Source organism: Spirosoma sp. KUDC1026 (assembly GCF_013375035.1).
In the GTDB taxonomy this organism is placed as follows: domain Bacteria; phylum Bacteroidota; class Bacteroidia; order Cytophagales; family Spirosomataceae; genus Spirosoma.
The window spans coordinates 5,614,339-5,626,999 of record NZ_CP056032.1; the positions used below are offsets into that span (position 1 = coordinate 5,614,339).

7 protein-coding genes are annotated in these 12,661 nt (G+C 54.0%); 5 read left to right on the forward strand and 2 right to left on the reverse strand.

Translation table 11 applies throughout. The features are described 5' to 3' along the window. Positions 1-36 precede the first annotated feature (36 nt). Positions 37-1,614: a 2,3-bisphosphoglycerate-independent phosphoglycerate mutase gene (gene gpmI, locus HU175_RS23665; protein WP_176568920.1), complete on the forward strand. Its 1,578-nt coding sequence runs from the start codon at positions 37-39 to the stop codon at positions 1,612-1,614. A gap of 88 nt (positions 1,615-1,702) precedes the next feature. Here the strand turns inward: gpmI and odhB are convergent, their stop codons facing one another. Next, positions 1,703-3,322, reverse strand: coding sequence for a 2-oxoglutarate dehydrogenase complex dihydrolipoyllysine-residue succinyltransferase (odhB, locus tag HU175_RS23670; RefSeq protein ID WP_176568921.1), 1,620 nt, complete (start codon positions 3,320-3,322; stop codon positions 1,703-1,705). Positions 3,323-3,406: 84 nt separating this feature from the next. Continuing rightward, the gene (locus tag HU175_RS23675; protein ID WP_176568922.1) at positions 3,407-6,163 is read right to left on the reverse strand and encodes a 2-oxoglutarate dehydrogenase E1 component; all 2,757 of its coding nucleotides are present in this window, start codon (positions 6,161-6,163) and stop codon (positions 3,407-3,409) included. A gap of 321 nt (positions 6,164-6,484) precedes the next feature. Between HU175_RS23675 and HU175_RS23680 the strand changes: the two genes are divergently transcribed. The 4 genes from HU175_RS23680 (at position 6,485) to HU175_RS23695 (ending at position 12,644) form a co-directional block, all read left to right on the forward strand. Continuing rightward, complete coding sequence (locus HU175_RS23680) at positions 6,485-9,646, forward strand: cyclic nucleotide-binding domain-containing protein (protein ID WP_176568923.1); 3,162 nt, start codon at positions 6,485-6,487, stop codon at positions 9,644-9,646. Between the two features lie 118 nt (positions 9,647-9,764). Then, a complete protein-coding gene (locus tag HU175_RS23685) occupies positions 9,765-11,138 on the forward strand; it encodes an ATP-binding protein (protein ID WP_176568924.1) in 1,374 nt (457 codons plus the stop codon). 85 nt (positions 11,139-11,223) lie between these two features. Then, positions 11,224-11,601 carry a response regulator gene (locus HU175_RS23690; protein ID WP_176568925.1) on the forward strand — a complete coding sequence of 126 codons (378 nt, stop codon included), beginning with the start codon at positions 11,224-11,226 and terminating at the stop codon, positions 11,599-11,601. Next, positions 11,598-12,644, forward strand: coding sequence for an adenylate/guanylate cyclase domain-containing protein (locus tag HU175_RS23695; RefSeq protein WP_176568926.1), 1,047 nt, complete (start codon positions 11,598-11,600; stop codon positions 12,642-12,644). The genes HU175_RS23690 and HU175_RS23695 overlap by 4 nt, the downstream gene beginning before the upstream one ends. Positions 12,645-12,661: the final 17 nt, after the last annotated feature.

Genomic DNA, 12,661 nt, shown 5'->3' on the forward strand with positions numbered 1-12,661 from the left:
CGACCCGGTCTTTCGCTCCTTTACTTTTTAAATCTCATGAACAAGAAAGTAATTCTTATTATCCTCGACGGTTGGGGCATTCCCCTCAAACCTGAAGTGTCGGCCATTGAAGCGGCCAGTACACCGTTTATGCGGTCGTTGTACCCAAAGTATCCGCATAGTACGCTGGAAGCGTCTGGCCTGGCGGTGGGTCTGCCAGCCGGTCAGATGGGTAACTCTGAAGTTGGCCATATGAACCTCGGCGCCGGTCGGATTGTCTACCAGGATCTGGTTAAAGTTAATCAGGCCGTAGTAGAGCATACGCTGGAGAAAGAACCGGTTTTGGCAGATGCACTGGCTTACGCCAAATCGCAGGGTAAGAAAGTTCATTTTATCGGTCTGGTATCAGACGGTGGTGTGCACGCGCATATCGATCACCTGAAAGGACTCTTATCAATTGCGAAAGAAAGTGGCCTGACCGACGTGTACGTGCATGCTTTCACCGATGGACGCGACACTGATCCCAAAGGTGGCGTCGGTTACCTGACTGATCTGGAGCAGCACATGAGCGCTACAACCGGGCAGATTGCCAGCGTAGTGGGTCGGTATTATGCCATGGACCGCGACAATCGCTGGGAACGGGTCAAGGTAGCGTATGATGCCATGGTGAATGGTGAAGGTCTGAACGTATCACCTGCCGGCATCATCGGTGCGCTTCAGAATTCATACGACAATGACGTAACGGATGAGTTCGTCAAGCCAATCGTTGCCGTTAAAGCAGATGGTTCACCGGTAGCTGTCATCGAAGAAGGCGACGTAGTACTCTGCTTCAACTTCCGTACCGACCGGGGCCGTGAAATCACGCAGGCTCTGACCCAGAAGGATTTTCCGGAAGTGGGGATGAAGAAGTTGTCGCTGTATTACATCACGATGACCAACTACGACAGCGAATTTACGGGTGTAAAAGTCATTTACGACAAAGACAATCTGAACAACACGCTGGGCGAAGTAGTAGCTGGCGCGGGTCGGAAACAGATCCGGATTGCCGAAACGGAAAAATACCCGCACGTTACGTTCTTCTTCTCGGGTGGCCGCGAAGAGCCTTTTGCGGGCGAAAAACGGCTGCTGTGCCCGTCACCGAAAGAAATGACGGTATATGATGAGCAGGGCAACGCTACGGCCGTTCCGGTTAAAACCTACGATCAGAAGCCAGAAATGTCAGCTTTCGATATCCGGGACGCTATCATTCCGGAAATTGAGAAGGAAGAAGTAGATTTTATCTGTCTCAACTTCGCCAACACAGACATGGTTGGTCATACGGGCGTGTTCGAGGCCGTTGTAAAAGCCGCAGAAACCGCTGATGCCTGCGCCCAGGCCGTTACGGAAGCGGCCCTGGCCCATGGGTATGCAACGATTATCATTGCGGACCACGGCAACGCCGAGTTTATGCAGAATGAGGATGGTTCGCCCAACACGGCGCACACAACTAACCTGGTTCCCTGCATTCTGGTTGACAACGACTACCATCCGGAACTGAACGACGGCAAACTCGCCGATATCGCTCCTACGATTCTTCAGCTATTGGGCGTTCCCCAACCCGAAGAAATGACGGGCGTGAGTTTGATTAAGGGATAAGCGTTACATATATCTTATCAACTCTTTGCAAAAAGGCCACTCCGATATTCGGAGTGGCCTTTTTGTATCTATGTTAGAAACCTTTCTCTTACATATCAAACAGAATCCGGGAAGGATCTTCCAGAATCTGTTTCACCCGTACCAGGAAGCTTACCGATTCTTTACCGTCGATGGTCCGGTGGTCGTACGACAGCGCCAGGTACATCATTGGGCGGATAACCACTTCACCATTGATGGCAACCGGCCGCTCGATGATATTATGCATACCCAGAATAGCCGATTGTGGCGCGTTGATGATTGGTGTCGACAGCATCGAACCGAACGTACCACCGTTGGTGATGGTAAACGTACCACCCGTCATCTGGTCGATCGTGAGCTTATTATCACGAGCCAGGCCAGCCAGACGGCCAATTTCTTTTTCGATCTGCGCAAAGCTCATCTGCTCAGCGTTCCGGATAATAGGTACTACCAGTCCGCGGTCAGTCGATACGGCAATTGAGATATCACAGAAGTCGTTGAAGACCATCGAGTCACCATCAATCTGCGCGTTTACGGCTGGGAAGTCTTTCAGCGCTACGCAAACCGCCTTCGTGAAGAATGACATGAAGCCAAGCCCTACGCCGTGTTTCTCCTTGAATTTGTCTTTGAACTTATTCCGCAGATCCATGATCGGCTTCATATCTACCTCGTTGAAGGTAGTCAGCATGGCCGTTTCATTTTTCACGGCTACCAGACGACGAGCGATGGTACGACGCAACGAGGTCATTTTCTCACGACGCTGACCACGTTCGCCCGAAGCCGCCGGAGCGGGCTGTAGGGCCGGTGCAGCTTTAGCCGGGGCTGGTTGCGTGGGGGCTGCTGCTGCTGGCGCGGGTGCCGATGGCTGAGAGGCCATTGCTTTCATCGCATCTTCCTTGGTGATACGTCCGCCAACGCCAGTTCCCGGAATATCCTGCGACGAAATTCCTTTTTCACTCAGAATTTTGGCGGCAGCCGGCGACGCATGATGTGCCGCATAGCCACTGCCGTTCTGGCTAGCGCCATTCGAGCCATTGGCGGCTGGCTGTGCCGCAGCGGGGGCTGGTTGAGCCGGGGCAGCCGCTGGAGCCGAAGCCGCACCTACTTCAATTTTTGCAATCAGCGCGCCGATTGGCAGCGTTTCCCCTGCCTGCGCCACGATACGTAACGTACCGGCTGCTTCGGCAGGCAGTTCGAACGTCGCTTTGTCCGATTCCAGTTCGCAAAGGACTTCGTCCAGCGCTACCTGATCACCGTCTTTTTTATTCCATGAAGCAATCGTCACTTCCGTTACCGATTCACCAACGGCGGGTACCTTCATTTCGATAACGCTGGTGCTAGCATCAGCCGCCGGAGCGGGCTGTTGTGGTGCTGGTGCAGCTTCTGCCGGAGCGGGTGCTTCGGCGGCAGGAGCTTCCGTTTTGGCGGGTGCGGGCGCCGGAGCGGCTCCACTACCATCCGTATCAATGCTGCAGATACTAGCCCCAATAGGCAGGACATCGCCTTCCTGAGCCAGGATGTGCAGTGTTCCATCCGCTTCGGCTGTTAGTTCGAAGGTTGCTTTATCTGAGTCGAGTCCGCATAGAACATCGTCCATCTTCACCTGGTCACCTTCTTTTTTGTACCAGGTCCCAACCGTCACTTCGGTAATGGATTCCCCTACGGCGGGGATTTTCATGTCAACAGCCATATTTTCAGAGTAGATATACAGGTTACCCGGTTGACCACAACCGACGAATCGGTACGTAGTCAACCGGGCTGAATTGGTTTTTAGTTATTCGAACGCTCTCCGGACAATGTCAGCCTGCTCCTGGGTGTGCATTTTTGCGTAGCCGGTAGCGGGCGATGCTGCGGCTTTGCGGGCAATAATCGGAAGATTCATGCCAACCCGCAACAGGTACGTCCAGTACCCCATGTTTTCGGGTTCTTCCTGTACCCAGAACACCTTCGCATTTTTGTACTGTTCCAGCACGGCATCCAGTTGTTTCTTCGGTAATGGAGCCAGTTGCTCCAGTCGAACGATAGCTACGTCGTCGCGCTGATCGGCCTGTTGTTTTTCCAGCAGATCATAGTAAACCTTACCGGTGCAGAGCAGTACGCGTTTTACTTTTTTCGCCTGTGCGTAGGTATCGGTCAGTACTTCCTGGAAGCTTCCTTTCGTCAGGTCCTCCAACGGCGATACGCACTTTGGATGACGCAGCAGCGACTTTGGCGACATCACAACCAGGGGTTTCCGGAACTGCCATGTCAGCTGGCGACGCATCAGGTGGAAGAAGTTGGCCGGTGTCGTTACGTTCGCTACGATCATATTGTACTCGGCGTAGAGCTGCAGGTAACGCTCAGGTCGGGCGTTTGAGTGCTCAGGGCCCTGGCCTTCGTACCCGTGCGGCAGCAACATGGTCACCCCGTTCATGATGCCCCACTTCGACTCGGCAGCAGCAATGAACTGGTCGATGATCAGCTGGGCACCGTTCGAGAAATCACCGAACTGAGCCTCCCAGATAACCAGCGCCTGTGGGTTTGCCATGGCATAGCCATACTCAAAGCCCAGCACCCCATACTCCGACAGCAGCGAGTTATAAACCTGAAATTTAGGTTGCCCCTCTTTAATGTGATCCAGCGACGAGTAGTTCTGGTTCGTTTCGGCATCGTGCAGCACGGCATGACGGTGCGAGAAGGTTCCCCGCTGTACGTCCTGTCCACTCAAACGAACCGGTTTGTTTTCCAGCAGCAGCGAGCCGTAGGCCAGCAGTTCTGCCGTACCCCAGTTCACCATTTTGGTGTCGTTCAGCATCGTCTGCCGGTCTTTCAGCAGCTTGTCGATCTGCTTCAGCGGTTTAAAGCCTTCCGGAACCGTTACCAGCGCCTTTCCGACGGTATCAATTACGTCCTGCGATACACCCGTCTCCGGCGATTTATCGAAATCTTCTGGTTCGGCAAAGCGAAGTTCCGCCCAGTCGCGGTCGAGCCGGAGTGGCTTGTACGGAATTTCGGCTTTCTGCTTCACCTTGTCGAGCCGATCTTGCAGCTGCTTTTTGAACTCGCTATCCATCCGTTTAGCCAGCTCCGCATCCACGTCCCCCCGCTCGATCAGCAGTTTGTTGTATAACTCCCGTGGGTTGTCGTGCTTATCGATGATGTTGTACATCGTCGGCTGCGTAAATTTCGGTTCGTCCGACTCGTTATGGCCGTACCGGCGGTAGCAAACCATGTCGATAAACACATCCCGTTTGAATTTCTCGCGGAACTCAACGGCCAGCTTCGCACAGAAAACGACAGCTTCCGGATCATCGCCGTTGACGTGGAAGATCGGCGCGTCGATGATTTTGGCGATGTCCGAGCAATAGATCGACGAACGGGCGTCGTCGAAATCGGTCGTAAAACCAACTTGGTTGTTAATGACAAAATGAACCGTACCCCCGGTTTGGTAACCCGGCAGCTTGGCCATCTGCGTTACTTCATAAACGATACCCTGTCCGGCTACGGCAGCGTCACCATGGATCAGGATCGGCATGATCTTGGTGAAGTCACTCGAATATTCTTCATCGGCCTGCGCCCGGACGAATCCTTCGACTACGGGGTTGACCGCTTCAAGGTGCGACGGATTAGGCGCCAGTTTCAGGTTGACTTTCTTGCCAGTTTTGGTTTCGATCAGGCTGGAATAACCGAGGTGATATTTCACGTCACCATCGCCATGAGCCTGCTGTGGGATGTTCCCTTCGAAACCATCGAAGATGGCTTCGTACGATTTCCCCAGAATATTAGTCAGTACGTTCAGACGACCGCGGTGGGCCATCCCAATCATTACTTCTTCAACGCCAAACTCAGCCGCGTGACTGATAATGGTGTCCAGCGCTGGAATGGTTGCTTCGCCCCCTTCGAGCGAGAAGCGTTTCTGACCCAGGTATTTCGTAGCCAGAAAGTTTTCGAAAACGGTCGCTTCGTTCAGCTTTTCGAGAATCCGTTTCTTCTCATCGCCCGTTGGGGAGAAGGTCAGCGCTTCTTTCTCGATTTTGTTGCGCAGCCAGTTTTTTACGTCCAGCTCGCGGATGTACATATACTCAAAGCCAATATTGCCCGAGTATATTTTTTTGAGCGACTCCATGATGGTCCGCAGGGTAGCGGGCCCAATACCGAGCAGTTTGCCCGATTCGAACACCGTATCCAGGTCCGCGTCTGACAGCGCATAGTCGGGCAGGTCAACCCGTGGCTGACGGTCCTTACGTTCCCGCAGTGGGTTAGTTTTCGCCAGCAGGTGACCCCGCGAACGATAGGCCTTGATCAGGCTGGCAACAGACACTTCTTTCTCAGCGTGGCTGGCACTGGGCTTGGGCGCTGCCGTCTGGCCGTTGCCATTTGACGTTGCACCGTTCGTACTATTGGCGGTTTCGCCATAGGTGAGGGAAAATTCAAATCCCTTGAAAAATTGCTGCCAGCTTTCGTCAACGGCTTGAGGGTCTTGCTTGTATGCCTGGTAGAGCTGATCTACGTAGGCCGCATCGGAATTGGCTATGTATGAATACTGATCCATGACGGGGGCGCGTCGTTGTTTTAAACCGCAAAGGTAGCTTATCAGTCAAACACTTGACCGCAAAATTTAGGGTTTTTATCCTATTCGGCTCGGGTTACGACGTCCTTCCTCTTACAACAGCATAAACGCCGGTTTGGTTGAGTTTACTGACAATCGTTTAAATAGCCCGAATTCGTGGGCTGAGATGGGTAGATTTCACCAGTTTTCGGGTAAAATGAGCGTATATAAATAGCGGCTACGTATCGACATTCCACCTCTGTGCTACCGCTACTCATCGGCTGGTGCTTATATTTGACCTGTCATCCGCTGTTCTCATTGCTTATGTACGCTGGTACAGACCAATCTTACGATACTTCTGCCCCGCCACGCTGGCAGCGTCTCTTCGGAATACGGCCGGGTGAAGCGCGAACGGTGGGGTTATTTTTTGCGCACAACTTTCTCCTGGGTATCGGTACGATTCTGATCTACGTATCGGCCAATGCTATCCTGCTCGAAAACCATCCGGAATCCAGTCTCCCCATTGCCTATATCGCATCGGCGCTGGCAATGATTGGCGTAGGCCAGTTGTATGCCTACTTCGAGCACCATCTTCCGCTCAATAACCTGGCCATTCGGGTGCTGCTGGCCGTTACCGTCATGACAGCTATTGTGGCGGTTCTGGTCGTCGTTGGCCATTCGGTAGCAGCCGCCATTTCTATTATGGTGGGGTATCGACTCATCTATTTGCTGAGCAATCTGGAGTTCTGGGGGGTGTCGGCAGTGGTATTTGACACGCGTCAGAGCAAGCGCCTATTCAGTGTAATTAGCTCCGGCGATATGCCCGCGAAAGCCCTGGGGGCCGTGCTGGCTGCGTTAGTGCACGCTCATGCTGATATTCTACGCCTGCTGCTGCTGGCTTTTGCTACGTTCCTGGGTGCCCTCTATACGTTACGACTAACCATTCAGTCGCACGAGGTACATGCGCCCCACAGTTCGGCCCGGCCGGTTCGCCCACCATCCCGCTTATTGGGGCAGGCTTTTGGCGGCAGTAAGCTGGTTTTTTTCATGTGCCTGAGCATGGCTGCTCTGGCCGCCGTTGCGACCGAGATCGAGTACAATTTTTTCGTCAACGTCAAACACCGCTTCCACGACCAGGCCGAGGTGATTTACTACGTCAGTCTGGTGCTGACACTGACCTATGGCGTAGCGATGGTAGTCAAGCTGCTGCTGTCGCGGCAGGCGCTCGACCGGTTTGGCGTTCGGCGATCGTTGTTGCTGCTCCCTTCGATAGGCCTGGCGGGTATTGTAGGACTGGCGCTGCTGAATCAGTTTACGACGGATGAAACGACGCTGGTCGTCTATTTCTGCGGGTTGTATCTTTTCTTCGAGGTCATTCGCCGTGCCTTGTTCGACCCGGTCTTTCTCGTCCTGTTTCAGCCGCTGGCTCCGGCCCAGCGTCTGACTGGCCATACACTCGCTAAAGGCCTTTACGAACCCGTTGGCCTGGGGCTGGCAGGTTTTTTTCTGTATCTGCTTCATTCGGCTCCATCGCTGTCGAAGCTGATGCCCTTTATCTGGATTATCCTGCTGGCCACGGCGCTCTGGCTATTGCTCTACACGTATCGTTACTATTTGATCGAATTAAACGATGCCATCGGGCGCCGGTTTCTGGAACGCGATCAGCTGGCTATGCCCAAGGCTGCCCAGGCGGGACTGGTGAACCAATTGAGTAGTGCTAATCCGGAAGAAGTTCTGACGGCATTAAACTGGCTGGCCATCAACAAACCCGACGAACTAACGGATCATCTGCCCGTTTTACTGGGTCATTCGGACGCTTCCGTTCGGCGCCGGGCGCTGGTCAGCTTGGCTACGTTGAACCAGAAATTACCAGTACAGGCGGTATCGTACATTGCCCTGACTGATGCCGAGTCTGATCTTCGTCAGCAGGCGTCTTATTTACTGGGTCGTCGGATCAACGCCGGGGCGGGAGAACTCGGTACGTTACTGCACCACACCGATCTGGCCATTCGACAGGGTGGTATTCGGGGGGCACTGGAAGCGAACCGACAGAATAGTGTTGCCCGGCAGAGTTTGCTGGACCTGGTCAACAGTTCAGGCATAGAAGAACAACAGGCTGGCCTGAAGTTGATTGCTACGTTGCACTTAACGGATCTGTCGGCGCTGGTGAAACAGCGGCTAACCCGACCAGAACCGGCGCTCGTTCACCAGGCCATGCTAACGGCCAGCCAGCTTGCCACGCCGGAGCTTACCAGCTACCTGGTCGATCAGCTGACGAATGAATCCCTGGGGCGTCCTGCGCTGACGGCACTGAAATCAGGACAACCAGGTACGATTTCTGTCCTCAAACAAGCGCTTCGTACTACGCCCAGCCGTCTGCTGGTCGAACGGGTGGCTACGATCTGCGGTACCATCCGCACGCCCGAAAGTCGCCAGATTCTAAACAGCTTAGTTCAGCAACCCGATCTTGGTGTGCGGGGCGCTGCGTTACGTGCCTTACGCCGATTCTCGAATGAACCGGACGACGACGCTATTTTCCGGGCACTGCTGACCGACGAACTCCTGCTGGCCCAACGACTGCTGCATGGTAGCCTGGACGCGCCAGAACTAGCCCGAACGCTGGATTATGAACTAGGCGTACTGACCCAGCGGCTGTTCGACATTCTGGCTCAGTTGTATGATACGGACACTATTAACGGGGCACGACTGGGCGTTGGCCACCCCGCTCGCGAACGCCGGGCTAATGCGCTCGAAATACTCGACAACCTGATCCCACGCCGGGTGTACCAGACCATGCAGGTCTTGATCGACGAACTGCCCCGCGCCGAACGGGTCCGGACGCTCGATGCCGAACTAGGCGCGTATAATGCCCAGGAGTCTATTCAGGCCTATGTAGCGCAGGCGGGCGAAACCGTTTTTTCCAGCTGGACCGTTCATGCGGTGTATCGTCTTTCCCCGAACCAGGAAACGACCAGTTCATCACAAGCGCTGCTTTCTACTTCCCCGTCGTCTATGAGTCACTCCGTGCACCAAGTTTCTTCTATTCCCGAGTATGATCGGGTACTGCTGCTGGCTAAAACCAGTCTATTCGCCCAAACTCCCGAAAACGTTCTGGCCAGTATTACGCCCATTATGAAAGAGGAGCAGCACCGGGCAGGGGAAGTTATTTTCCGCAAAGGTGATCTGGGAACGGGCATGTACGTTATCTATTCGGGAGAGGTCAGCATTCTGGATGGCGAGACCGAGCTGGCTCGTTTTGGCCGGGGTGACTTCTTCGGCGAGCTGGCTCTGCTCGACACCGAAGCGCGGTCGGCGACGGCGCAGACCGTGCTCGACGTCAAACTGCTTCGGCTGGACCAAGACGATTTTTTCGATCTGATGGAAGAGCGGAGCGAAGTGCTCCGAAGCATCGTTCGCAGCCTGTCGGGACGCATCCGGCGGCAGAATGATTTGCTGGCGGGTCGATCGGCGGCCGGAGTCCACTAAGCATACCGGGCCTACAACGACACTTCATCCGCTACAATCGTCAATCCATCAGACAGCTGTAGTGCATTTATTACGAATACCGTATTTTGGCAACCTAAACCCTTACGCGTTTGCCAGTATGTCTACTCCAGAAGGTATCGGTTCGCTTGTTATCGTCGGCTTTCTTATCCAGTACCTGCGGAAGTTTCTGGACACGAAAAATCGTGTTCCCCAATGGGATAAACTACTGGGGCTGTTCTGGCCATTCGTCGGTATTTTGTACGGTATCGGCGCGCTTCTGCACATCAGGGATATAACGGCCTGGTGGTTCTGGGGCGGGGCGGGTGCGTTTCTCTGCTACGTGGTCTGGCAGATGCGTGATTTTCGCCCGGCCCGGCCGGTGTTAACAGCACTGGCTCCCTTCTTCGGGATTCTGTTTCTGAATAGTCTGATCGCAGCTATCGCACCCAAATTTCACAAAGTCAACAACGATTACTTCGAGTCGGCCATTACGTTTACTTACCTGTGGTTATTTGCTTTTATCTACGTCGCCAACCGGCAGAAAAAAGCTGAGGAGCAGCTCCAGCTCGAACGGCAGCAGGAAGCGGAAGCCCGGCAGGTTATCGAAGCCCGCCGGTCGGAACTGGAAGTACTCGTAGCCGAACGTACTGCCGAGATTACCCGCCAGAAAGAAGACCTCGAAAAAGCGCTGGCCGACTTAAAAGCCACGCAGACGCAACTGATCCAGAGTGAGAAAATGGCATCGCTCGGTGAATTGACGGCCGGGATCGCCCACGAAATTCAGAATCCGCTCAATTTCGTCAATAACTTTTCTGAGGTCAGTGCGGAGTTGATCGATGAACTGGAAGAAGAACGAAAACAATCCAACCGCGACCCGGACCTGGAAGCCGAAATACTGGCCGACCTGAAGCAAAACCTCGAAAAGATTACCCACCACGGCGGGCGGGCCGCCAGCATTGTCCGGGGGATGCTGCAGCACTCCCGCACCAGTTCCGGTCAGCGCGAACCAACCGACCTGAATGGCCTAACCGATGAATACCTCCGCCTGGCATATCATGGCCTGCGAGCGAAAGATAAATCCTTTAACGCTACGCTGGTCTCCGAACTGGACCCCTCCTTGAAACCGATTCCGTTGTTGGCGCAGGATATGGGCCGAGTGTTGCTTAATCTGTTCACCAACGCCTTTTACGCCGTTCACCAGCGGCAGAAACAAAATCCATCAGCGGATTTCAAACCCACCGTTACCGTCCGGACACAGAGCATCGGCAATCAGGTTCAGATTACAGTCAGCGATAACGGTACGGGTATTCCCGAAGACGTGAAAGCCAAAATCTTTCAGCCCTTTTTCACGACGAAACCCACCGGAGAAGGTACGGGCTTGGGGCTCTCACTCGCCTACGACATTGTAACCAAGGGGCATAACGGCACCCTCACTGTCGACAGTCAGGAAGGCCAGGGAACGACCTTTTTCATTACGTTACCGCTCTACTAGTGCATTTCACACTAGAACCCTCTGTTTCCCGGAAACAGGGGTCAGGCTAAATTGCTTATCTTTGACCAGCTCAGACCAGCCCTACATGAAGATTTTAGTAGTTGACGACGAAGCCGATATCAAAGACCTGTTTGAACAGCGCTTCCGGCGCGAAATCCGCGCCGGGGAGTTCGACCTGGCGTTTGCCAACTCCGGTGAACAAGCGCTGACCTACCTGCAGGGGCATGCATCAGAAGTCGTTCTGATTCTGTCGGACATCAACATGCCGGGCATGAGCGGGTTTGAACTGCTACGTCATATTCGTAGTGATTTCACAACCCCGCCCCCGCCGGTTGTCATGATGATTACCGCCTATGGCGACTCCAGTTCGCATGAGCAGGCGGTAACCCTGGGCGCTAACGATTTTCTGACCAAGCCGCTCGATTTTGCGATTCTTAAACAAAAACTTCGTGAACTGGCATGAATGCTAAAGTACTGGTGGTTGACGATGAAACCGATCTTGAGCTGCTGATCAAGCAGAAATTCCGGCGGCAGATTCGGGAGAAGCGGTACGAGTTTGTCTTTGCGCACGATGGGCACGAAGCACTCAGCCTTCTTGATCAGCAGCCGGATATTGACCTGGTCCTGACGGATCTGAACATGCCGGGCATGGACGGTCTCACGCTGCTATTACGTCTGCACGAGAGCAACCCCATGATGAAGGCGGTTATCGTATCGGCGTATGGCGACATGGACAACATTCGTACCGCCATGAACCGGGGCGCCTTCGATTTTTTGACCAAGCCTGTTAACTTCGATGACCTGGAGGTAACGATGCAGAAGACACTGGCTCATGTGGCCCAGCTTCGGCAAACGCTGCAGGCCGTTAAGGAAAACAACATTCTGCGGATGTACGTCGATGAGTCGGTGCTGACGTTCATGAGCCGGAGCGAGTTTGAAACCTCGCTCTCAGCCAGTGAGACCATTATGGCTACGGTCATGTTTATCGACATCTGCGGCTTTACCGCCATCGCCGAACGCGAATCGGCCGATCGGGTGGTAAAGCTGGTTAACCGGTATTTCGACGTAATGGTCAAGGAAATTCTGGCCCAGAACGGCCACGTTGACAAATTCATGGGCGATGCGGTAATGGCCGTTTTTCGGGGTGAGTACCATTTTGATCGGGCGCTTGAAGCCGCGATTGGGGTACGGAATCAGATTGGTCAGTTAGAAGATAACCTACCCGGTCAGCCCGGCTATCATCCACAGGTAGCTATCGGTATCAATACCGGCGAGATGGTATCGGGCAATATTGGTTCGGCCGCGCTGAAACGGCTCGATTACACGGTCATTGGCGATGCGGTTAATACGGCCCAGCGCCTGCAATCCGTGGCCCAGCCGGGGCAGATCGTTATTTCCGAAACCGCCCAGCAAACCATTGCCGAATCGTTCACCTGCGAACGTATCGGCGAGGTATCGTTGAAAAATAAAACGGCTCCGGTTGTGGTGTATAACGTAGTGGGGTAAAGCGACAAATAAACGAA

Excerpts from the sequence above, each read along its gene's own strand:
- gpmI (WP_176568920.1), top strand. The coding sequence starts at position 37 with ATGAACAAGAAAGTAATTCTTATTATCCTCGACGGTTGGGGCATTCCC.
- odhB (WP_176568921.1), bottom strand. The coding sequence starts at position 3,322 with ATGGCTGTTGACATGAAAATCCCCGCCGTAGGGGAATCCATTACCGAA.
- HU175_RS23675 (WP_176568922.1), bottom strand. The coding sequence starts at position 6,163 with ATGGATCAGTATTCATACATAGCCAATTCCGATGCGGCCTACGTAGAT.
- HU175_RS23680 (WP_176568923.1), top strand. The coding sequence starts at position 6,485 with ATGTACGCTGGTACAGACCAATCTTACGATACTTCTGCCCCGCCACGC.
- HU175_RS23685 (WP_176568924.1), top strand. The coding sequence starts at position 9,765 with ATGTCTACTCCAGAAGGTATCGGTTCGCTTGTTATCGTCGGCTTTCTT.
- HU175_RS23690 (WP_176568925.1), top strand. The coding sequence starts at position 11,224 with ATGAAGATTTTAGTAGTTGACGACGAAGCCGATATCAAAGACCTGTTT.
- HU175_RS23695 (WP_176568926.1), top strand. The coding sequence starts at position 11,598 with ATGAATGCTAAAGTACTGGTGGTTGACGATGAAACCGATCTTGAGCTG.